Genomic DNA, 21,141 nt, shown 5'->3' on the forward strand with positions numbered 1-21,141 from the left:
CTCTCACTGAATACTGTCGTACAGCTCGAATTCCTCGGGCTTTTTGCGCCGGTATAGCGCCTCGATCTCGGGGCTGAGTGTCAGATCCATGACGGGGCTGACATTGCGTTTTTGCAAAGTGATCTTCACATCCAGCCGCTGTTCCAGGAAGGATTGAATGGCTGACTGGTCCTCATAGCGAAACAGATGGGTGACGTGACAGCCGTTTTTTTGCGTTTCCAGGAACTTTGCCTGACTGCCAACATTGGCATAGCCCGGTTGCTGGCCCTTGCAATAGCCGCGCACAAATTGATCAAAACTAATGCCATGGGTTGCATTGGGCTTGCCCTCCATAAAGGGGCGTTGGCGAAACCGATACCAGCTCCCAAGCCAGCTCACTGGCTCGCGCATGACGGCTGCCACCTCCAGCTCCACATCGCAAACCCGTTCAAACATGGGGCGAATCCAGCGGTTGTAGCGATACAGCGGCGCATGTTTTAGTTCAGGCGGGTTGGTAATTGCCAGGTCTGCGCGCGTCTGCAGCGCCTCTTGATAGGCCGATGTTCCCGTTTTTGGAACCGAGAGGAGTACCAGTTTTTCGTCATAAAATACCAACATAAACCGCGTCAAACCCTTCGAAACAAGATGGAAAGTGGTCGTTCCCATATGTCTAACACCTGGCGCGTGGCCTGAATAGGTGAAGTTTGTATTTGCTTTGTTCTCTTTTTGGTCCCATAAGGAACAAGAGGCGAACACAGCAGGGATTGCCGCAAGCGCAGCTCTATGACACATAGAAGGGAACAAGGGACTATGGCGGATCTGTTGACCATGAAAAACAAAGTAAGCGGTGACAAGCAAAAGGCGCTCGATAGCGCGCTTGCGCAGATCGAACGGCAGTTCGGCAAGGGCTCCATCATGAAGATGAGCGACGGTGCCATTCAGGAAATCGAGGCGAGCTCTACCGGCTCTCTTGGCTTGGATATTGCTCTGGGCATAGGTGGCCTGCCGATGGGGCGGATTATCGAAATCTACGGGCCGGAAAGTTCGGGTAAGACCACGCTGACCCTGCATTGTGCGGCAGAGCAGCAGAGAAAAGGCGGCGTTGTCGCTTTTGTTGATGCGGAACATGCGCTGGATCCGCAATATGCGGCCAAGCTTGGTGTTGATCTTGATGAGCTGCTGATCTCGCAGCCGGACACCGGCGAACAGGCCCTGGAAATCACCGATACCCTGGTGCGTTCTGGCGCGGTCAATATGGTCATTGTCGACTCGGTGGCGGCGCTGACGCCAAAATCAGAACTCGAAGGCGATATGGGCGATTCCAGTGTGGGTGTTCAGGCTCGGCTGATGAGTCAGGCCATGCGCAAGCTCACCGGCTCGATCAGCCGCTCCAAATGTATGGTTATCTTCATCAACCAGATCCGGATGAAAATCGGCGTTATGTTTGGCTCGCCCGAGACAACAACTGGCGGCAACGCCCTGAAATTCTATTCCTCTGTGCGTCTGGACATCCGCCGTATCGGCGCGGTCAAGGACCGGGACGAAATTGTCGGCAATGCCACCCGCGTCAAAGTGGTGAAGAACAAGGTGGCACCGCCCTTCAAACAGGTTGAATTCGACATCATGTATGGCGAAGGCATCTCCAAAATGGGCGAGCTGCTGGATCTGGGGGTCGCTGCAGGCGTGGTGAACAAATCCGGGTCCTGGTTCTCCTACGGGGATGAACGGATCGGGCAGGGGCGCGAAAACGCCAAACAGTTCCTGCGCGATCATCAGGCCATTGCCTATGACATTGAGGACAAGATCCGCGCCGCCCATGGGTTGGAGTTTGACCGCCCCGATGGCGGTGATGAGGATGATATTCTCGAAGGGTAAGGCCCCTGAGAATTTGATCAAAATGATCTTTCAAAAGGACGTGGCTACGGCTGCGTCCTTTTTTACGTTCTTTGGTGGGGTGCGGGCTGTGGACAGGGACAGTTTGGGGGGATAAACCTCTCTCCAACCTTGAACATTGCCCGCAAAGGGATCCCTATCCATGGCGACGCTGAACGACATCCGCTCCACCTTTCTGAACTACTTTGCCAAACAGGGGCATGAGATCGTCGCCTCCAGCCCACTGGTGCCGCGCAATGATCCAACCCTGATGTTTGTGAACTCAGGCATGGTGCAGTTCAAGAACCTGTTTACCGGGGTTGAGACCCGCGATTACCAACGCGCAACGACCTCGCAGAAATGCGTCCGTGCCGGCGGTAAGCACAATGATCTCGACAATGTCGGATACACTGCGCGTCACCACACCTTTTTTGAAATGCTGGGGAACTTCTCCTTTGGCGACTATTTCAAGGAAGAGGCGATCCCCTTTGCCTGGGAGCTAATCACCAAGGAATTTGGCATCGACAAGAACCGTCTGTTGACGACTGTTTATCACACTGATGACGAAGCCTTTGCGATCTGGAAAAAGCTGGGGGTGCCAGAGGATCGCATTATCCGCATCGATACTGCGGATAACTTTTGGCAGATGGGGCCCACCGGTCCCTGCGGCCCCTGCACCGAGATCTTTTATGACCATGGCGACCATATTTGGGGTGGCCCTCCCGGTTCCGCCGATGAAGATGGCGACCGGTTCATCGAGATCTGGAACGTGGTTTTCATGCAGAACGAAAAGTTCGAAGACGGTTCGATGACACCGCTGGACATGCAGTCGATTGACACCGGCATGGGGCTGGAACGTATTGGTGCGCTGCTGCAGGGCAGTCACGACAACTACGATACCGACCTGTTCAAATCCCTGATCGAGGCCTCGGCGGATGTCACCAATTCCGACCCTTACGGCGATCAGAACGTGCATCACCGGGTGATTGCCGACCACCTGCGCTCGACCTCTTTCCTGATGGCCGATGGGGTGATGCCCTCCAATGTTGGCCGTGGCTTTGTGCTGCGCCGCATTATGCGCCGCGCCATGCGTCACGCGCATCTTCTGGGCGCCAAGGATCCGGTAATGCACCGGCTGGTGCCAGCGCTGGTGCAGCAGATGGGCGCCGCCTACCCAGAACTGGGCCAGGCTCAGTCGATGATCGAAGAAACGCTGCAGCAGGAAGAAACCCGCTTTAAGCAAACGCTGGAGCGTGGCCTTAAGCTGCTGGATGATGAGGTTGCCGAACTGGAAGACGAAGCGCCGCTGCCGGGTGCCACCGCCTTCAAACTTTATGATACCTATGGCTTCCCGCTGGATCTGACCCAGGATGCCCTGCGTGAAAAGGGCCGCGAGGTCGACACCGACGGCTTTGACAGCGCCATGGCGGAGCAAAAAGCCAAGGCACGTGCGGCCTGGTCTGGCTCCGGCGACAGTGCCGACAGCACCATCTGGTTTGATATCGCCGACAAACACGGCGACACGGATTTCCTTGGCTATGACACCGAGGAGGCCGAGGGACAGGTTGTTGCCTTGGTCAAGGATGGCAGCGAGGTCAGCGAGGCCGGGCAGGGCGACAGCGTGCAGTTGGTTCTGAACCAGACGCCGTTCTATGCTGAATCTGGTGGTCAGGTTGGCGATAGCGGTGACATCCGCGTCGACGGCGGGGTTATCCGTGTTTCGGATACCAAGAAATCTGCCGGTGTCTTTATTCATATGGGCGAAGTGGTTGAGGGGCTGGTCACGGTCGGCGCCCCGGCGCAGTTGCGGGTTGATCCCACACGGCGCGCTGCCATTCGTGCCAACCATTCGGCCACCCACCTGCTACACGAGGCCCTGCGCGAAGCGCTTGGCGATCACGTGGCGCAGCGTGGCTCGTTGAATGCGGATGATCGGTTGCGGTTTGACTTTAGCCACAGCAAGGCGCTGAGCGAGGCCGAGCTGAGCAAGGTTGCAGCGGATGTGAATAGCTATATTCGTCAGAACACCCCTGTTGAAACCCGCATCATGACACCAGATGACGCGCGTGCCCTGGGGGCGCAGGCCTTGTTTGGCGAAAAATACGGCGATGAAGTCCGGGTTGTTTCCATGGGGCGCGCGGATACCGGCAAGGGCAACGACGGTGAGACCTATTCGATCGAGCTCTGTGGCGGCACCCATGTGCGCCAGACTGGCGACATTGGCACCTTTGTTATCCTTGGTGATAGTGCCTCATCCGCTGGGGTGCGCCGTATCGAGGCCTTGACCGGGGCTGCGGCTTTTGACCATCTGCAGCGCACGGCGGGCCAGATGGCTGAGATCGCCGGCACGCTGAAGGCACAACCGGCTGAGGTGATGGATCGTTTGAAATCCATGATGGATGAACGCAAATCGCTGCAAAATGAGATCTCTAATCTGAAACAGCAAATCGCCATGGGCGGTGGTGCTGGTGGCGGTGCCGAAACCAAAGATATTGGCGGCAAGACTTTCCTGGCCCAGGCTCTGCAAGGGGTCTCTGGCAAGGATCTGCGCGGCTTGATCGACGCCCATAAGCAAAGCATTGGCTCGGGTGTGATCTTGCTGATCGCCGAAGAGGGCGGCAAGGTAGCAGTTGCTGCGGGGGTTACGGACGATCTGACCGGCGATGTTTCGGCCGTGGATGTCTTGCGCGCTGCAGTTCCAGCTGTTGGCGGCAAAGGCGGCGGTGGCCGTGCGGACATGGCCCAGGGCGGTGGCAAGGATTTTGCCGGGGCAGATGAGGCAATTGCCGCAGCCGAGGCCTTTTTGGCAAGCTGATCCGTCATTGCGGGCAAGGCGCCTGCACACCACACAGCAAGAAACGCCCGCAGTCATCTGACTGGCGGGCGTTTTTGTTAAATTGGACCATGTGGTCAAAAAACTGATCGACGCGGCGAAGCAATTGCCTATGCTGGGCCAAAGCCAGGCAGATTACCGGAGGTTCCCCATGCCCGCACTTTGGATTGCTCATGTCACCGTCACCGACGAAGAGGCCTATGGCAAATATGCCAAATTGGCAGGCCCAGCCATCGCCAAGGCCGGCGGGGAATTCATCGCCCGCGGCGGTCGCTTTGTGCAGCTCGAAGGCAAGGAGCGCCCCCGCAATGTGGTTGCGACATTCCCCAGCGTAGAGGCGGCGGTGGAGTGCTATCACAGCCCCGAGTACCAAGAGGCGCTGAGCCATGCCCGTGACGCCTCTGAGCGCGAGCTGATGGTGGTGGAAACCAGCGCCTGAAGGCGAATAAATGTCAAGCAGAGCACAGGGGCATCCATTTTGGGTGCCCTTTTTTTTGGCGATACTCTTTGCTGCGAAGGCATCGTTTAAAACAGAAAGAGGCGCCCAAAGGCGCCCCTGTTTTTGCTCTGTAGGTCTGTAAGGCTTTAGCCGTTACGGGCCATCCGTTTACGCTCATGCGGGTCAAGATAGCGCTTGCGCAGACGGATCGAGTTAGGCGTGACCTCTACCAGTTCGTCATCGTTGATATAGGCAATGGCCTCTTCCAGCGACAGCGTGATCGGCGTGGTCAGGCGGACGGCTTCGTCGGTACCCGAGGCCCGCACGTTGGTCAGCTTTTTGCCTTTCAGCGGGTTCACTTCCAGATCGTTTTCACGGGAATGCTCACCGATGATCATGCCCTGATAGATGTCCACCTGCGAGCCGATGAACATTTTGCCACGATCTTCCAGGTTCCACAGCGCATAGGCCACGGATTGGCCGCTTTCCATTGACAGCAGCACACCGGCACGACGGCCAGGGATAGAGCCCTTGTGCGGAGCCCAGCCGTGGAACACGCGGTTCAACACGCCCGTGCCACGGGTATCGGTCAGGAATTCGCCGTGATAGCCGATCAGGCCCCGCGACGGCACATGGGCGATGATGCGGGTCTTGCCGGCACCGGCTGGCTTCATCTCGACCAGCTCACCTTTGCGTGCGCCAGTGATTTTTTCAATCACCGCACCAGAGTATTCGTCATCAACGTCGATGGTGGCTTCTTCGATTGGCTCCATGCGGACGCCGTCGACTTCTTTCATCAGAACCTGAGGACGCGAGATCGACAGTTCAAAGCCTTCACGGCGCATGTTTTCGATCAGAACGCCCATTTGAAGTTCGCCACGGCCGGCAACTTCAAAGGCATCACCACCAGGGGTGTCGGTGATCTTGATCGCGACATTGCCTTCGGCTTCTTTCATCAGGCGGTCACGGATAACCCGCGACTGCACCTTTTTGCCGTCACGACCGGCCAGCGGGCTGTCGTTGATGCCAAAGGTCACGGTGATGGTTGGAGGATCGATAGGCTGGGCATCCAGCGCCTCATCCACGGCAAGGGCGCAGATGGTATCGGCCACGGTGGCCTTGGTCATACCTGCAAGCGAGACGATATCGCCGGCTTGGGCTTCTTCGATGTCCTGCTGCGCCAGACCACGGAAGGCCTGAATTTTGGTGACGCGGAACTGTTCGATCTTTTGGCCAATACGGGACAGGGCCTGCACGGTGGCGCCAACCTTCAGGGTGCCGCTTTCGACGCGACCTGTCAGCAGGCGGCCAACAAAGGGGTCAGAGCCCAGGGTGGTGGCCAGCATGCGGAAATCTTCGCCTTGGCGTTTGATCTGCTTGGGCTCGGGCACGTGGTTGACGATCAGGTTGTACAGCGCGTGCAGATCCTTGCGGGGACCGTCGAGCTCTGCATCGGCCCAGCCATTGCGGCCAGAGGCATACATATGGGGAAAGTCCAGCTGATCTTCGGTTGCATCCAGGGAGGCAAAGAGATCGAAGCATTCGTCCAGCGCGCGATCGGGCTCGGCGTCGGGTTTGTCGACTTTGTTCAGCACCACGATGGGGCGCAGGCCCAGAGCCAGGGCCTTGGAGGTCACAAACTTGGTCTGCGGCATGGGGCCTTCGGCGGCATCCACCAGCAGCACAACACCGTCCACCATGGACAGGATCCGCTCAACTTCACCGCCAAAATCGGCGTGACCGGGGGTATCAACGATGTTGATACGGGTGCCATTCCACTCCACCGAAGTGGGTTTTGCAAAAATGGTAATGCCCCGCTCGCGTTCCAGGTCGTTACTGTCCATGGCACGTTCTGCCACAGCCTGGTTTTCGCGGAAGGCGCCGGATTGTTTCAGAAGCTCATCAACCAGGGTCGTTTTACCGTGGTCCACGTGAGCAATGATCGCAATGTTGCGCATGTCCATGACGTCAGCCTTTGTAAGGAAGTTGCGCCGCCCATAGCCCGATCCCACGCCAAAGGCCAGCAAAAATACGTCCAATCCGGCCTGTGAGGCGAAACCTGCAACAATACTGCGTATTTGATTGCCAATTATTCCAGTTCTTCAGGGCAAAGGCTCAGCCGTTGGTATGTGGGGCTGGGCGCGGGCCCTGCTCAACCGCTTTGCTTAGTGGCCGGAAGAGGCGGAAAAGAGATGAATGACCAGCACTCCGGCGAGGATCAGGCCAATGCCAATGATGGCAGGTAAATCCAGGCGCTGCCCAAACATGATCAATCCGATAAAGGCAATCAGCACGATGCCAAGCCCAGCCCAGATGGCATAGACCAGGCCCACGGGCATGTATTTCAACGTCAGCCCCAACATGAAGAAGGAAAACCCATAGGCAACAATCACCAGTAGGGATGGTCCAAGGCGACTGAATTGCTGGCTTGCCTGCAGTGCGGAGGTGCCAATGGTTTCAGCCAAGATGGCCAGGACAAGATAGAGGTAATGTATGGGCATGTCCGGATCCTCATTCGCTTTGGACTTTGGGGCGCTTCCTCGGCCATATCCCAAGGCTTGGACCTGTGACAGTCTGGAAACGGCAGCGCGCGACATTTTTGTCGGGGGGCCAGAAGGTCGGATCACAAGGCAAGGGGGCGCCGTTGCGCCAGCAGACACTGACGTCAGACGAAACACACCGTTGACCAAGTCCCAGTACAGTGTTTTCCGGTCAGGTCTGGTTGCAAACAGCCCGCACTGGCCCATCAGGGGCAGTCCGGGCTGTTCCTGTCCCATGTGCGGGTCTCGTGGCGAGGTCACGGGTTTCGCCGCAGGCAGGCATGATGTTAACCTCAGCCGCCCAGGGTAAGTGTCTATATCCGCTGGTTTTCCTCAAACCAGGGGGAGATACGGTCACGCACATAGGTCCACACCTGTGGCGCGCCACGGGTGACTTTGACCCCAACGCGGGATTCGACCTGTTGCAGGCTGACATCGTACTCCAGCCAGCTGCCACCACCGTTGAGAAGGTTCAGCAAAACCGGCTGCACCCGGTCGATGGCCTTGGCATAGACAGCATCGGCGCTTGTGGCGGCTTCAAATTCATCCCAGAGCGCCCGGAACTCGGTAGCCTGCGGCGCGGGCAGCAGGCCAAACAGACGATCGGCAGCCTGCTGTTCTTCAGCTTCCTGTGCGGCCTGTGCCTGGGCCGATATCGCGCCGTGAATAGGGGTGTCGCCAGCGTCTACTTCAACAATATCATGCAGCAGCAACATTTTGATAACACGGGATATATCTATGTCGGTGGCGGCGTGTTCCCCCAAAATCCAACCATAGAGCATGATATGCCAGCTGTGTTCAGCTGAGTTTTCCGGCCGTGACCCATCGCCAATCCAGGTGGCGCGCAAGATGGATTTCAGCGCGTCGGCCTCGTTGAGGAAGGGAAGCCGCTGGGTCAGAGCGCTGACATCTTGGCTGGTGGGCTCGCCAAGCAGGGAGAGGGCATGATGATAGGCCTGCGGGAAACTCTGTTCCAGGGCGGCAGCGCGACCACCATGTAGATTGCCCCGGACCACATCAATATGATCCGGCAGAGGTGCAGCACCGTAAAGGGTCTGAAAAATCGGCTGGCAGTGGTCCAGATGTTTGGCAAAGCGCGCGTCTGGCGATTCGGCCTGCTCGAATTCCTGCCAAAGGTGGTGCAGCGTGGTGCCTTGATCGCGGGGCAGCAGCCCAAACAGCCGGGTTGCAGCAGCCTGTTCTGCTTGTGCCACGGCCTGCCAATTCACATCGTCGCTAATGGGGTGATCTCCGGCGTCGATTTCCACCAGATCATGCAGCAAAAGCATTTGAATGACGCGGGTGATCGAGACCTCCGGCGCGGCAAAGGGCGCCAGCACCAAGGCATAAAGCGCCAAATGCCAGCTGTGTTCGGCAGAGTTTTCACGCCGCGAGCAGTCCAGGATCAGGTTTTGGCGCTCAATCCCGCGCAGTCTGTCTGCTTCCAGCAAAAAGGCAAATTGTGCCTGAATGCGTTGTTTCATTGTTGGACTTTCGCTTCCAGATCCCGTTGCACCTGGGCCAGTTTGCCAGAGATGAAATCACGCGCTTTGCGTTCGGCAAGACGCACTCGAATTTCAGTCAAAAAGGCTTCTTCCAGGGATTGAGAGGCTGCCCCAAGCACTTGGGCAACCTCCATATAAAACCGATCCTCGTCGATGGCTTCCTGAACTTTGAGCGTATCGATTGCCAGTTTTTCAGCCAGCTTTTCGATGGTGCTCATTAGCGGGTGTTCTCCGTCAGGCGACGCTTCACATAATCCGTGGTGTGTCCCATCAGGGTGTCCATGTGCTCCCCCTGGAAGAAGTGGTCAGCGCCCTCAACTTCGGTATGGGTGACAGTGATGCCTTTTTGCTCGTGCAGTTTGTTCACCAGATTGACGGTATCCGCAGGGGGTGCCACCCGATCAGAGGTGCCGTTGATGATCAACCCAGAGGAGGGGCAGGGCGCCAGGAAGGAGAAATCATACATATTGGCGGGCGGAGCGACCGAGATAAAACCGGTGATTTCCGGGCGGCGCATCAACAGCTGCATGCCGATCCAGGCACCAAACGAGAACCCAGCAACCCAGCAATGCTTGGAGTTGTTGTTCATCGACTGCAGGTAATCCAGCGCCGATGCCGCATCCGACAGCTCACCAATACCCTGATCATATTCGCCCTGCGAGCGGCCCACACCACGGAAATTAAACCGCAAAACGGTAAAACCCATGTTGTAGAATGCATAGTGCAGATTGTAGACGACCTTGTTGTTCATCGTACCGCCAAACTGGGGGTGCGGGTGCAGAACAATTGCAATGGGGGCGTCTTTTTCTTTTTGCGGGTGATAGCGGCCTTCCAGGCGGCCTTCGGGTCCGGGGAAAATGACCTCAGGCATGGGTGGGTGGATCCTACTCTTAATTTCTGCAGATGCTGTTCAGGAATACTTGACGAATTCCATCAGTCATCTTAGAACAATTCTAATTGCTGGCGCAGGCCATTGCATTGCACCGTCACGCTGAGATACGCACTCGCGCGGTTAAGGTCAATGTTTTCGCGTCTAAACTGGATGTTTGGAGAGATGGAAAGATGAAGCTTTCTACCAAAGGGCGCTATGCCATGGTCGCGCTTGCTGATATTGCCCTGCAGCCGCAGGGCGCGCTGGTTGTACTTGGCGATATCTCCAAACGGCAAAACATCTCACTACCCTATCTGGAGCAGCTCTTTGTGAAACTGCGCCGGGCCGAGCTGGTCTCTTCGGTGCGTGGTCCTGGTGGCGGCTATCGTCTGGCCCGGTCGGCGTCCGAAATTCGGGTGGTCGATATCCTGAGCGCAGTGGATGAAACCGTTGATGCCATGCACAAAGGTGCCGGCGCGTCGGGGGCGACAAGTGGCAGTCGGGCGCAATCGCTGACCAACCGTTTATGGGAAAGCCTCAGCGCCCATGTCTATGTGTTTTTGCACCAGACCAGATTGTCGGACATCATTCAAAATGATCTGGCCCCATGCCCTGCGGTTCCGGGCTTGTTTTCGGTTGTTGACGCAGAATAATCCGGACATGAAGAGCGTGAATGCACCAATCCTGTCCCACTTGAACGAGAAAAGATGATTCCATGACACGGGTTTATCTCGATCATAACGCCACCACGCCCTTGGCCCCTGCGGCCCGGGCTGCGATGGTTGCGGCCATGGATCAATGTGGCAATCCCTCGTCGGTACATGCCGAGGGTCGCGCCGCCAAGGCTGTGATTGAACGCGCCCGTGCCCAGATTGCGGCTGCCTTTGGTGCGGATGGTGCGGATATTGTCTTTACCTCGGGCTCTACTGAGGGCGCTTCGCTGGCTTTGGCAGGGCGGGATCTGCATGGGGCGGCGATTGAACATGATGCGGTAAGGGCCTGGACCTGCGAGGATCTTTTGGTTTCTTCCGCCGGTTTGGTCGCTGTTGACAACCCCGCAGAGACAACCCTGCAGCTGGCCAATTCCGAAACCGGAGTGGTGCAGGCTCTGCCGCAGGGGCTGGCGGTCAGCGATGTGACCCAGGGCTTTGGCAAACTGCCGATCGCCTTTAACTGGATGGGCGTCGGCATGGCGCTGATTTCGGCCCATAAGCTGGGCGGCCCCAAAGGTATTGGCGCTTTGGTGATGCCCCGTGGCACTGATCTGGCGGCGCAAATTCGCGGTGGCGGTCAGGAGATGGGCCGTCGCTCCGGCACCGAAAACGTGATTGGCATTGCCGGCTTTGGCGCAGCAGCCGAGGCCGCGGCTGCGCAGCTTGCCGATGGCACCTGGGAACGGGTGCAACAGCTGCGCGATCTGATGGAAGAAGCCCTTGTGGCTGGCGCTCCAGGGCTTATCTGTATCGGCAAAGATGTGGCACGTTTGCCGAACACTTCCTGCTTTGCGGTGCCGGGCTGGAAGGGCGAAACCCAGGTGATGCAGATGGACCTGTCGGGTTTTGCCATCAGCGCCGGATCTGCCTGTTCCAGTGGCAAGGTGCGGGCCAGTGCGGTGCTGACCGCGATGGGATTTGACGAAAATACCGCCCAAGGCGCCGTGCGCGTCTCACTTGGGCCGACAACAACAGAAGACGAGGTGCTGCGTTTTGCGCAGGCCTGGCTTCAGAAACACAAGAAACATTGCGCCCGGGTGGCGTGAATGCAGGAGAATAACATGGCCGCTTTGGACCAGACCCAAGTCAAGGAAGGTGTTGATCAGGAAACCGTGGATGCGGTGGCCGAGGTCAGCACGTATAAATACGGCTGGGAAACCGATATCGAGATGGAATATGCCCCCAAGGGTCTGACCACCGACATTGTTCGCCTGATCTCGGAAAAGAACGAAGAGCCCGAGTGGATGCTGAACTGGCGCCTGGAAGCCTATGACCGCTGGTTGCAGAAAGAAGAGCCAAGCTGGGCCATGGTCGACTACCCTGAGATCGATTTTCAGGACCAGTATTATTATGCCCGTCCGAAATCTATGGAAGTGAAGCCAAAATCCCTGGATGAGGTCGACCCCAAGCTTCTGGAAACCTACAAAAAGCTTGGTATCCCGCTGAAAGAGCAGATGATCCTGGCCGGTGTTGAAGGCGCTGAAGATGCCCCCGCCGAGGGCCGTAAGGTCGCTGTCGACGCGGTGTTTGACTCCGTTTCTGTTGGCACCACCTTCCAGGCGGAGCTGAAAAAGGCCGGCGTTATCTTCTGTTCGATCTCTGAAGCGATCCGCGAACACCCCGAACTGGTGAAGAAATACCTCGGCTCGGTTGTTCCGGTCTCAGATAACTTCTATGCGACGCTGAACTCCGCCGTGTTCTCGGATGGCTCCTTTGTGTATATCCCGCCGGGCGTGCGCTGCCCGATGGAGCTGAGCACCTATTTCCGCATCAACGCGGAAAACACCGGCCAGTTTGAACGCACCCTGATCATCGCCGACAAAGGCTCCTACGTGAGCTACCTGGAAGGCTGTACCGCGCCGGCCCGTGATATCGCCCAGCTGCACGCCGCTGTGGTTGAGATCATCATTGAGGAAGACGCTGAGGTGAAATACTCCACCGTGCAGAACTGGTATCCCGGTGATGAAAACGGCAAGGGCGGCATCTATAACTTTGTCACCAAACGCGCCGATTGCCGCGGTGATCGCGCCAAGGTCATGTGGACCCAGGTGGAAACCGGATCGGCTGTGACCTGGAAATACCCCTCTTGCATCCTGCGCGGCAACGAGAGCCAGGGCGAGTTCTACTCCATTGCCATCGCCAACAACATGCAGCAGGCCGACACCGGCACCAAGATGGTGCATCTGGGGCGCGACACCAAATCGCGGATCGTCTCCAAAGGGATTTCCGCCGGCAAGGCGCAGAACACCTATCGTGGTCTGGTCTCGATGCACCCCAAGGCCAAGAACGGCCGTAATTTCACCCAGTGTGACAGCCTGCTCATTGGCGACAAATGTGGTGCCCACACGGTGCCTTACATTGAGGTAAAGAATAACTCATCCCGGGTTGAGCACGAGGCGACCACATCGAAAGTGGACGATGATCAGCTGTTCTACTGCCGCCAACGCGGCATTGGCGAAGAAGACGCGGTGGCCCTGGTGGTCAACGGCTTCTGCAAGGATGTGCTGCAGGCGCTGCCGATGGAATTTGCCATGGAAGCCCAGCAACTGGTGGCGATCTCCTTGGAAGGTTCGGTGGGCTAACAGGTGAAGAAGGAACGGAGTACTGACGAACTTGTCGATACGTATTGGCAGCTTCATAGAAGTGGCCAACGTGAGATACTTTCCAAAGCATACCGTGGGCTGCTGTTCACGGCACCGTTCCTAATTCTAATGGCTTCTGCCATATTTGCGTTGGCTGGTGTCGAGATCATTGATCCTTGGTACTGGTTTCTGAGCCTATTTCCGGCCCTACTCTTCGGCTGGTGGTTTGGGGTCAGGCCAATTGAAAGAACCAAGAAAGAAAATCGTATGGCTCAGTCTGAAATAGCCAATGTGCTCAAAGAGAGGATTGAAGAATGATCGTCACCACCACTCCCTCTGTCGAGGGCTACCAGATCGCTGAATACAAGGGCATCGTCGTGGGCGAGGCCATCATGGGCGCCAATGTGGTGCGCGATGTCTTTGCTTCGATCACCGATATCGTCGGCGGGCGCTCTGGCGCCTATGAAAGCAAGCTGCAGGACGCGCGTGAAACCGCGCTGGCAGAGCTGGAAGACCGCGCCCGCGATAAAGGCGCCAATGCGGTTGTTGGCGTTGATCTCGACTACGAGGTCGTTGGCAATTCGATGCTGATGGTTTCGGCCAGCGGCACCGCAGTGGTGATCGGCTGACGATGCTGGCAACGCCCTCACATATCACGTCTTTGCGCCTGTTCTGGTGGAAAGCGGTGCCAAATTTTGGCGACGCGCTTTCTCGCCTTGTGGTGGCGCATCTGAGTGGCCATGAGGTGCGACATGCTGGCCCCGGTCAGGCAGATCTTTATGCCATTGGCTCGATCCTGCAAATTGCCCGGCGCAAATATTCCGAGGTAAAGACCTATGCGCAGAAACCGGTGATCTGGGGCTCTGGCCTGCTGCACGCGGTTGCGTCGACAGAGTTTTTATCAAATGTAAACATTGCCTTGCTGCGCGGTCCTATCACGGCTTCTCTGTTGGGGGTGAAAACGCAACGCTTTGGCGACCCTGGACTGTTGGTGGCAGATGTCCTTGCGCCGACGCCATCAAAAACCCACCGGATCGGCCTGGTTCCCCATCACAGCCAGTTTGAAGATCCGGAGATTCAGACCCTGGCGAACAGCAGTGAGGAGATCTTGCTGATTGATCCGCGTCAGGACCCAGCCACGGTCTGTGGCCAGATCAGCGCCTGCAATCACATCTATGCGGCCTCATTGCATGGGTTGATCACGGCGGATGCCTATGGCGTGGCCTCGACCTGGGTTTCGCCTGGGGATCAGGGGCATCTGAAATACTACGACTATGCCGCCTCGATCGGGCGGGTGCTTATTTCTCCGCTGGCCTGGGATCAGATCCCGGATCATTTGCGAAACAACAATCAACCGGCAGAGCTGGCTTATGGCGCGGGCATTGCGCGCGCCCAGGCCGATCTGCGTAACAGCTTTCCTGCGCGCCTGCGCGCTGAGCAGAACACAGGGACCGCCTGAGGGCGCGACCAAGAGAAAAGAGACGAGGAAAAAATGCTCGAAATCAAAAACCTGCACGTCAAACTTGAAGACGAGGACAAACAGATCCTGAAAGGTCTGGACCTGACTGTTGAGGCCGGCAAGGTGCATGCGATCATGGGGCCTAATGGCTCTGGCAAGTCGACACTGTCTTATGTTTTGTCGGGGCGCGATGGCTATGAAGTCACCGAAGGCAGTGCCACCCTGGCGGGTGAGGACCTGCTGGAGCTGGACCCGGAAGAGCGCGCCGCATTGGGTGTGTTCCTGGCCTTCCAATACCCGGTTGAAATCCCCGGCGTTGGCAACATGACCTTCCTGCGCACCGCGGTGAATTCCCAGCGCAAAGCGCGCGGTGAAGAAGAGCTGTCAGCGGCAGATTTCCTCAAATCCATCCGCGCCAAGGCCAAGGAGCTGAAGATCGACGCTGATATGCTGAAGCGTCCGGTCAATGTGGGCTTCTCCGGTGGTGAGAAAAAGCGCAATGAAATCCTGCAGATGGCCATGCTTGAGCCCAAGATGTGCATCCTGGATGAAACCGACTCGGGCCTGGATGTCGACGCGATGAAGCTGGTTGCCGAAGGCGTCAATGCCCTGCGCGATGAGGGCCGTGGCTTTCTGGTGATCACCCACTACCAGCGCTTGCTGGACCATATCAAACCCGATGTTGTGCATATTCTGGCTGACGGCAAAATCGTAAAAACCGGTGGACCAGAGCTGGCAATGGAAGTCGAAAACAACGGCTATGCTGGTATCCTGGCGGAGGTTTCCTGAGATGGCATTGGCTGATGTGAAACAAAGTGCCACCGAGGCACGGCTGGCGGCGCTGAGCCTGCCGCAGGGCGGCTGCCTTGCGGCGGCACGTCAGGCGGCGCTGTCCCGGGTGCAGACCATGGGGTTGCCAAGCCGACGCGATGAATACTGGAAATACACCCGCCCGGATACGCTGACCTCACCCGAGGTCACAAAGGCGGCGGTATTTACCATGGATGAAGCGCCAATGTTCAATGAATTCGACCGCTTGAAGGTCGTTTTTGTGGATGGCGTCTATAATGCCGAGGCCTCGGATGATCTGAGCCTGGAAGGGGTCCAGATCGACCGAATTTCTGATATCTGCGGTCAAGACATCCACTGGGCCAAAGATCTGTACGGGGTTCTGGAAGCGCGCGGTCAAGCTCCGGTGCAGCGCCCACTGGCGGCGTTGAACACCGCCTTTGCCCAGGACGGTGTTGCCATCCACGTGACCGGCAAACCCAGCAAGCCAATCAACCTCATCTATGTGCATTCGGATGAGGGGTCAGACGCTATCCTGCATCACGTGATCCGGGTTGAATCCGGCGCCGAGGCCACGATCCTGGAAAACGGTCCGGCCGCTGCGCGGTTCAACAAATGTATGGAGATCGACATTGCCGACACGGGCAAGCTGCATCTGGTGCGCGCCCAGGGGCGGGATCATGAACGTCGGGCTGCGACCCATCTGTTTGCCCGCCTGGGCACTGAATCGGTATTCAAAAGCTTCACCCTCACGGTGAATGGCATTCTGACCCGCAATGAGGCTGTGGTTGAGCTGTTGGGCGATGACGCTATTGCTCATATCGCCGGTGCCTGTGTGGGTGACGGGGAATTCCACCATGATGACACGGTGTTCATCACCCATGATGCGGTAAACTGCGAAAGCCGTCAGGTGTTCAAAAAGGTGCTGCGCAATGGGGCCACCGGTGTGTTTCAGGGCAAGATCCTCGTCAAAGAGGGGGCTCAGAAAACCGATGGCTACCAGATCAGCCAATCGCTGCTTTTGGATGATGACAGCCAGTTCCTGGCCAAGCCAGAGCTGGAAATCTATGCCGACGATGTGATTTGTTCCCATGGTTCCACCACCGGCGCCATTGACGACGAGGCCCTGTTCTACCTGCGCTCGCGTGGGGTCCCGGTTTCGGAGGCGACGGATCTTTTGACCCTGGCGTTCCTTGCGGAAGCGGTGGAAGAGATCGAAGACGGTGACATCTCTGCTGCCATTGTTGCCCGCCTGGAAGGCTGGCTGTCGCGGCGTCGCTAAATGGCGATCACCGGAGATATCCTTGCAACTTATCGGGGGCCGCGCAGGGTTTTTGCGCGGCTCTTGACCATGGGCCCTCGTGAAGATCGGTTTTTGGCGATCCTGATGGCTGGCTGTGCTTTGATGTTCATCTCACGCATGCCCAGCCTGGCGCGCGAGGCGCATTTGACCGGGCAGGAACAGACAATGTTGCTTAGCAACGCCTTGTTTGGCATCATTTTTGTTGCTCCGCTGGCGCTATATACCCTGGCGTTGATTGCCCATGTCATCGCCCGTGTTCTGCGCGGCACTGGCGAAAGCCATGCGGCGCGTCTGGCGCTGTTCTGGAGCTTTCTTGCTGCCAGCCCGCTGATGCTGCTGAATGGGCTAGTCGCGGGCATGATTGGCCCGGGACGTGAGTTGACCCTGGTTGGTGGGCTCTGGTTCACTGTCTTTTTGTGGTTCTGGATCTCTGGCATGTATCAGGGCTATTGGGCCAAACCCCAGGTGAAAGCCCAGGTGAAAGCATGAGGTTTCTGTGGTCATTTATGATCCTGACCCTGCGCCAGCCTGGTGTGGCCGCCCGAAGTATCCTGTTGCGGCAATGGCCGAATGAAGCCATTTGGACCGGCCTGTTCTTGGCGGTTGTTCTGAATGCCTTGTTTTTTGGGGTCTTGGGCCTAATCGCTCCCAGTAGCAGTGAATTGCCCATTTTTGACATGTCGCCGGACTCGCCGGGGTTGTCGATGATGGTGTCCGCCATCAGAAGCGTTGTCTTTGCCACCATGCTCACATTCGGTGGCCGCTGGCTTGGTGGCACCGGACAGTTTATGCCTATTCTCGCGCTTCTGGTCTGGGATCAGCTGCTTCAGCTCGCCCTCATGGGCCTGGGGATAGTGGTCTTGCTGGTGTTGCCCCCGCTGGGCAGCATGACGTTTTTGCTGATTGGCCTTGTGTTGCTCTTTGTGCTGTTGAATTTTGTCAATGAAGCGCATGGGTTTGCCTCTCTTTGGCGATCCTTTGCGGTTGTTCTGATGGCCTCGATCGTGATGTTCTTTGCCATGATCTTTATCGTCGGGCTGCTTGGGCCTGCAAACCTTGGACTGCTCGAAAATGTATGATGTCGAAAAAATCCGCAGCGATTTCCCAATTCTGTCCCGGCAGGTGAACGGAAAGCCGCTGACCTATCTGGATAATGGGGCCTCGGCGCAAAAGCCGCAGGTGGTGATTGATGCAATTACGCAAGCCTACTCGCAAGAATATTCAAATGTTCACAGGGGGTTGCACTATCTTTCCAATCTCTCCACCGAAAAATATGAAGGCGTGCGTGGCGTCATTGCCAAGTTCCTGAATGCGGCAAGCGAAGACAGTATCATTCTGAATTCGGGCACCACCGAGGGCATCAATATGGTGGCCTATAGCTGGGCTATGCCGCGGCTTCAGGCAGGGGATGAGATCCTGTTGTCGGTGATGGAACATCACGCCAATATTGTGCCCTGGCATTTCCTGCGCGAACGTCAGGGGGTGGTGATCAAATGGGTGGATACCGCCGCCGACGGCAGCCTGGATCCACAGGCGGTGCTGGACGCCATCTCGCCAAAAACCAAACTGATTGCAATTACACACTGTTCCAATGTGTTGGGCACCGTTGTTGACGTCAAAGCCATCACTGCAGGCGCCCATGCACAGGGCATTCCGGTACTGGTCGACGGCTCGCAAAGCGCGGTGCATATGCCGGTGGATGTGCAGGATCTTGGCTGCGATTTCTTTGCCATTACCGGGCATAAACTATACGGGCCTTCCGGGTCCGGGGCGATTTATGTGCATCCTGACCGCATGGCAGAGATGCGGCCTTTCCTGGGCGGTGGCGATATGATCCGCGAGGTCTCCAAGGAGGCGGTGATCTACAATGATCCGCCGATGATGTTTGAAGCCGGAACGCCGGGGATCGTGCAAACCATCGGCTTGGGTGTGGCGCTGAACTACATGATGGATCTGGGGATGGAGAATATCGCCGCCCATGAAGCCGAGGTGCGTGACTATGCCATGGCCCGATTGCAGGGATTGAACTGGATCAATATCCAGGGGCAAGCCGCTGGCAAAGCAGCGATTTTCAGCTTTACTATGGAGGGCGCTGCGCATGCCCATGACATCTCCACCATTCTAGACAAAAAGGGCGTCGCGGTGCGGGCCGGTCATCATTGCGCTGGCCCCTTGATGGATCATCTGGGCGTCACCGCCACCTGTCGCGCGTCCTTTGGCGCCTATAATACCAAGGCAGAGGTCGATACTTTGATCGAGGCGCTCGAGCTGGCCCATGAGTTATTCGCTTAAGGGCGAATAAGACGCGCAAGCAAATTTGGCACAGGCTAATTAGGCACAGGTTGATTTGGTACAGGCGAGGAGGGATCCTCGCCTGTGCTGTTTTTGGCTCACGTGCCCAGGTGAATGTTGAACCGGGCGCGTATTTCGGCGTCCAGCACCGGATCAAACCGGGCGGCTGATCGTTCTGACAGGATTTGCTCCTTGCGGGCTGTGGCCTTGTGCAGCAGGTCCGGTTTGCCCAGCTCAACCCATTCCTTTGGCGAGGTCCGATCCCCTAGCGCCGGATACACATAATCCGCCTGCATGCGCCCCAGGGTCTGGCTGGTGCCCAGATAGTGACCTGGACCATTCAGACAAACCTCTGCCATCTGATCTAGCGCCAGAGTCTCATCTGTGACCTCAATCCCGCGCACACAGCGCAGCGCCTGTCCAATAAGGTCGTCGCCCAAGATCAGGGATTCATGGCAAAACCCCAATAGGGAGGCATGCATGCCGGCGGCCTCATAGACCATGTTGAGGCCCGAAAGCCCGGCCATGACATTGGAACACATTTGCTCCCATCCAGCCTGCATGTCGGGCAGTTTGGAATCTGCGATGCCTGCAGCCGCACCGCCTGGCAGGTCGTAGAATTTGTGCATCTGGGCGCAACCCGCTGTCAGCAGCGCCTGTTCACCGGATCCGCCGGTCATGGCACCGGTGCGCAGATCCAGGCCAAAGGGCCAGGTGCCAAAAATCGCCGGGGCACCGGGTTTCACCGCATTCACATAGACCAACCCCGCAAGGCATTCTGCCACCGCCTGGGTGATGGCACCTGCGATGGTTGAAGGTGCCGTGGCCCCAGCCATTCCGGCAGAGAGCAGCAGCACGGGCATGCCATGTTTGATGCACTCCTCCATCACTTGGCAGCTTTCGGTGGCAAATTTCATCGGCGGCACCACAAAGCAGTTGGAGTTGGAGACAAAGGGACGGGCGCGCCATTTGTCTTCTCCACCTGCCAAGAGGTGCAGCATCTCCATTGCCGGGGCAACAAATCCCGGTTCTGAAAAGGAGGTGCCGATATGTTTGGTGGTGCCAGATGTGGTGGCGTAGATCGAGTTCAGGTCCATCTCCATATTGTCCGCGATGTCGCGGCAGACCATAGGGCGTTGAACAAAATGGATATTATCTAGCTTATCACAGATCCGGGAAGCATCGTGCAGATCCTGAACCGTTGAATCGCGGTAGTGGCGTCCCTGGACATCGACCAAATGAACCGCAGCGCCGGCCGTGCCGTAATGTACGCGGTTCCCTGACAGCTCAAGATCATGTTTGCCGTCCCGGCTGAACAGGGTAACGGAGCGGTTGGCCTTGGCCAGCATGTCCTCCACCAGGGCGCGGGGAAAGCGGATGCGGCCATCCTCGCCCAGGATGCAGCCCGCCTGTGTCAGGTGGCCGATACCACTGGGTGGGGCATCTGCCAGGCCGATGTGTTCCAGCGCATCCAGGGCGGCGCGGTGAATTTTCTCCATTCCCTCCTGGGTGAGCGGTTTGAGAGTGCCGCCCTCCATGCCGGGGCGAATGGGACGCAGATGATCGGGCAGGGCGCTGGCACGGGCGGTTCGACGTGCGGCGCGGCCGCCGCTACGCACGGAGGCAGGGGGCGGGCTGGCAGTTTGATTGGTCATAGTGAGGATCCTTGATGCAGGAAGTGCAAAGGTGTTTCAAAGAGCTGAAGACAACACCCCGCCAGGGCGCCCGCGGGCGGCCAGGCCTCTGGTGGCACCAATCGTGCGCCAGACCAGATTAACGACACAGCGTTCGGCTCGCATAAAGAATTCCTCCTGTTCCCCCGTACAGCCTTGGCGGTTTTTAGGACCGATTCTAACCTGTTTGCGACTTGTGTGAAAAATGCGACTTCTTTTTCACGCGCGACCGTTGCGATGAGGCTATGGCTCCAGGGCCATTTCAGCGGTTTTTCAACAATGTACTTTTCC

At 57.4% G+C, this 21,141-nt stretch carries 21 protein-coding genes; 14 read left to right on the top strand and 7 right to left on the bottom strand.

All coding sequences use genetic code 11. The annotated features are described in order from the left end of the window. Positions 1-3: 3 nt before the first annotated feature. On the bottom strand, positions 4-597 hold the full coding sequence (locus N1037_11630; GenBank protein UWS77941.1) for a gamma-glutamyl kinase: 594 nt from the start codon (positions 595-597) through the stop codon (positions 4-6). Between the two features lie 192 nt (positions 598-789). On the opposite strand from N1037_11630, the gene recA reads away from it, so the two are divergent. The 3 genes from recA to N1037_11645 all read left to right on the top strand — a co-directional run bounded on the left by recA (position 790) and on the right by N1037_11645 (position 5,123). Continuing rightward, complete coding sequence (gene recA, locus N1037_11635; protein UWS77942.1) at positions 790-1,854, top strand: recombinase RecA; 1,065 nt, start codon at positions 790-792, stop codon at positions 1,852-1,854. A gap of 160 nt (positions 1,855-2,014) precedes the next feature. Continuing rightward, positions 2,015-4,666 carry an alanine--tRNA ligase gene (gene alaS, locus N1037_11640; protein UWS77943.1) on the top strand — a complete coding sequence of 884 codons (2,652 nt, stop codon included), beginning with the start codon at positions 2,015-2,017 and terminating at the stop codon, positions 4,664-4,666. A gap of 169 nt (positions 4,667-4,835) precedes the next feature. After that, the gene (locus N1037_11645; protein UWS77944.1) at positions 4,836-5,123 is read left to right on the top strand and encodes a DUF1330 domain-containing protein; all 288 of its coding nucleotides are present in this window, start codon (positions 4,836-4,838) and stop codon (positions 5,121-5,123) included. Between the two features lie 146 nt (positions 5,124-5,269). Here the strand turns inward: N1037_11645 and typA are convergent, their stop codons facing one another. From typA to N1037_11670, 5 genes are all read right to left on the bottom strand, one after another. Further along, complete coding sequence (typA, locus tag N1037_11650) at positions 5,270-7,087, bottom strand: translational GTPase TypA (GenBank protein UWS81356.1); 1,818 nt, start codon at positions 7,085-7,087, stop codon at positions 5,270-5,272. Positions 7,088-7,288: 201 nt separating this feature from the next. Beyond that, positions 7,289-7,624: an SMR family transporter gene (locus tag N1037_11655; GenBank protein ID UWS77945.1), complete on the bottom strand. Its 336-nt coding sequence runs from the start codon at positions 7,622-7,624 to the stop codon at positions 7,289-7,291. Positions 7,625-7,977: 353 nt separating this feature from the next. Continuing rightward, positions 7,978-9,147: an HD domain-containing protein gene (locus N1037_11660; protein ID UWS77946.1), complete on the bottom strand. Its 1,170-nt coding sequence runs from the start codon at positions 9,145-9,147 to the stop codon at positions 7,978-7,980. Next, entirely contained in the window at positions 9,144-9,386 is a 243-nt protein-coding gene (locus tag N1037_11665) for a hypothetical protein (protein UWS77947.1), read from the bottom strand. Before N1037_11665 ends, N1037_11660 begins: the two co-directional genes overlap by 4 nt. Beyond that, the gene (locus tag N1037_11670; GenBank protein ID UWS77948.1) at positions 9,386-10,039 is read right to left on the bottom strand and encodes an alpha/beta hydrolase; all 654 of its coding nucleotides are present in this window, start codon (positions 10,037-10,039) and stop codon (positions 9,386-9,388) included. The genes N1037_11665 and N1037_11670 overlap by 1 nt, the downstream gene beginning before the upstream one ends. 191 nt (positions 10,040-10,230) lie before the next feature. Here N1037_11670 and N1037_11675 point away from each other — a divergent pair, with 191 nt between their 5' ends. From N1037_11675 to N1037_11725, 11 genes are all read left to right on the top strand, one after another. Continuing rightward, positions 10,231-10,692, top strand: a complete 462-nt coding sequence (locus N1037_11675) for an Rrf2 family transcriptional regulator (protein ID UWS77949.1) — start codon at positions 10,231-10,233, stop codon at positions 10,690-10,692. 62 nt (positions 10,693-10,754) lie between these two features. After that, positions 10,755-11,798 (top strand): aminotransferase class V-fold PLP-dependent enzyme, encoded by a 1,044-nt coding sequence (locus tag N1037_11680; protein UWS77950.1) that lies wholly within the window; start codon positions 10,755-10,757, stop codon positions 11,796-11,798. A gap of 15 nt (positions 11,799-11,813) precedes the next feature. Continuing rightward, positions 11,814-13,334: a Fe-S cluster assembly protein SufB gene (sufB, locus tag N1037_11685; protein UWS77951.1), complete on the top strand. Its 1,521-nt coding sequence runs from the start codon at positions 11,814-11,816 to the stop codon at positions 13,332-13,334. A gap of 3 nt (positions 13,335-13,337) precedes the next feature. Further along, a complete protein-coding gene (locus N1037_11690; GenBank protein ID UWS77952.1) occupies positions 13,338-13,652 on the top strand; it encodes a hypothetical protein in 315 nt (104 codons plus the stop codon). Further along, positions 13,649-13,963 carry a heavy metal-binding domain-containing protein gene (locus N1037_11695; protein ID UWS77953.1) on the top strand — a complete coding sequence of 105 codons (315 nt, stop codon included), beginning with the start codon at positions 13,649-13,651 and terminating at the stop codon, positions 13,961-13,963. Before N1037_11690 ends, N1037_11695 begins: the two co-directional genes overlap by 4 nt. Positions 13,964-13,965: 2 nt before the next feature. Next, entirely contained in the window at positions 13,966-14,793 is an 828-nt protein-coding gene (locus tag N1037_11700) for a polysaccharide pyruvyl transferase family protein (protein ID UWS77954.1), read from the top strand. A 33-nt stretch (positions 14,794-14,826) separates the two neighbouring features. Next, the gene (sufC, locus tag N1037_11705; protein UWS77955.1) at positions 14,827-15,582 is read left to right on the top strand and encodes a Fe-S cluster assembly ATPase SufC; all 756 of its coding nucleotides are present in this window, start codon (positions 14,827-14,829) and stop codon (positions 15,580-15,582) included. Between the two features lies 1 nt (position 15,583). Beyond that, on the top strand, positions 15,584-16,864 hold the full coding sequence (locus tag N1037_11710; protein UWS77956.1) for a SufD family Fe-S cluster assembly protein: 1,281 nt from the start codon (positions 15,584-15,586) through the stop codon (positions 16,862-16,864). Beyond that, the gene (locus N1037_11715) at positions 16,865-17,374 is read left to right on the top strand and encodes a YIP1 family protein (GenBank protein UWS77957.1); all 510 of its coding nucleotides are present in this window, start codon (positions 16,865-16,867) and stop codon (positions 17,372-17,374) included. Further along, positions 17,371-17,964, top strand: a complete 594-nt coding sequence (locus N1037_11720) for a YIP1 family protein (GenBank protein UWS77958.1) — start codon at positions 17,371-17,373, stop codon at positions 17,962-17,964. Before N1037_11715 ends, N1037_11720 begins: the two co-directional genes overlap by 4 nt. Next, positions 17,957-19,177 carry a cysteine desulfurase gene (locus N1037_11725; protein UWS77959.1) on the top strand — a complete coding sequence of 407 codons (1,221 nt, stop codon included), beginning with the start codon at positions 17,957-17,959 and terminating at the stop codon, positions 19,175-19,177. The genes N1037_11720 and N1037_11725 overlap by 8 nt, the downstream gene beginning before the upstream one ends. Before the next feature lie 98 nt (positions 19,178-19,275). On the opposite strand, the gene N1037_11730 is transcribed toward N1037_11725, so the two are convergent. After that, positions 19,276-20,832: a trimethylamine methyltransferase family protein gene (locus tag N1037_11730; protein UWS77960.1), complete on the bottom strand. Its 1,557-nt coding sequence runs from the start codon at positions 20,830-20,832 to the stop codon at positions 19,276-19,278. Positions 20,833-21,141: the final 309 nt, after the last annotated feature.

It is taken from the genome of Phaeobacter sp. G2, from assembly GCA_025163595.1.
GTDB lineage: Bacteria > Pseudomonadota > Alphaproteobacteria > Rhodobacterales > Rhodobacteraceae > Pseudophaeobacter.

Bases quoted from the DNA above. Each gene is read 5' to 3' on its own strand.
- N1037_11725 (UWS77959.1), top strand. From the start codon at position 17,957: ATGTATGATGTCGAAAAAATCCGCAGCGATTTCCCAATTCTGTCCCGG.
- N1037_11700 (UWS77954.1), top strand. From the start codon at position 13,966: ATGCTGGCAACGCCCTCACATATCACGTCTTTGCGCCTGTTCTGGTGG.
- N1037_11675 (UWS77949.1), top strand. From the start codon at position 10,231: ATGAAGCTTTCTACCAAAGGGCGCTATGCCATGGTCGCGCTTGCTGAT.
- N1037_11670 (UWS77948.1), bottom strand. From the start codon at position 10,039: ATGCCTGAGGTCATTTTCCCCGGACCCGAAGGCCGCCTGGAAGGCCGC.
- N1037_11710 (UWS77956.1), top strand. From the start codon at position 15,584: ATGGCATTGGCTGATGTGAAACAAAGTGCCACCGAGGCACGGCTGGCG.
- N1037_11655 (UWS77945.1), bottom strand. From the start codon at position 7,624: ATGCCCATACATTACCTCTATCTTGTCCTGGCCATCTTGGCTGAAACC.
- N1037_11730 (UWS77960.1), bottom strand. From the start codon at position 20,832: ATGACCAATCAAACTGCCAGCCCGCCCCCTGCCTCCGTGCGTAGCGGC.
- recA (UWS77942.1), top strand. From the start codon at position 790: ATGGCGGATCTGTTGACCATGAAAAACAAAGTAAGCGGTGACAAGCAA.
- sufB (UWS77951.1), top strand. From the start codon at position 11,814: ATGGCCGCTTTGGACCAGACCCAAGTCAAGGAAGGTGTTGATCAGGAA.
- N1037_11695 (UWS77953.1), top strand. From the start codon at position 13,649: ATGATCGTCACCACCACTCCCTCTGTCGAGGGCTACCAGATCGCTGAA.
- alaS (UWS77943.1), top strand. From the start codon at position 2,015: ATGGCGACGCTGAACGACATCCGCTCCACCTTTCTGAACTACTTTGCC.
- typA (UWS81356.1), bottom strand. From the start codon at position 7,087: ATGGACATGCGCAACATTGCGATCATTGCTCACGTGGACCACGGTAAA.
- N1037_11665 (UWS77947.1), bottom strand. From the start codon at position 9,386: ATGAGCACCATCGAAAAGCTGGCTGAAAAACTGGCAATCGATACGCTC.
- N1037_11660 (UWS77946.1), bottom strand. From the start codon at position 9,147: ATGAAACAACGCATTCAGGCACAATTTGCCTTTTTGCTGGAAGCAGAC.
- N1037_11645 (UWS77944.1), top strand. From the start codon at position 4,836: ATGCCCGCACTTTGGATTGCTCATGTCACCGTCACCGACGAAGAGGCC.
- sufC (UWS77955.1), top strand. From the start codon at position 14,827: ATGCTCGAAATCAAAAACCTGCACGTCAAACTTGAAGACGAGGACAAA.
- N1037_11715 (UWS77957.1), top strand. From the start codon at position 16,865: ATGGCGATCACCGGAGATATCCTTGCAACTTATCGGGGGCCGCGCAGG.
- N1037_11630 (UWS77941.1), bottom strand. From the start codon at position 597: ATGTTGGTATTTTATGACGAAAAACTGGTACTCCTCTCGGTTCCAAAA.
- N1037_11720 (UWS77958.1), top strand. From the start codon at position 17,371: ATGAGGTTTCTGTGGTCATTTATGATCCTGACCCTGCGCCAGCCTGGT.
- N1037_11680 (UWS77950.1), top strand. From the start codon at position 10,755: ATGACACGGGTTTATCTCGATCATAACGCCACCACGCCCTTGGCCCCT.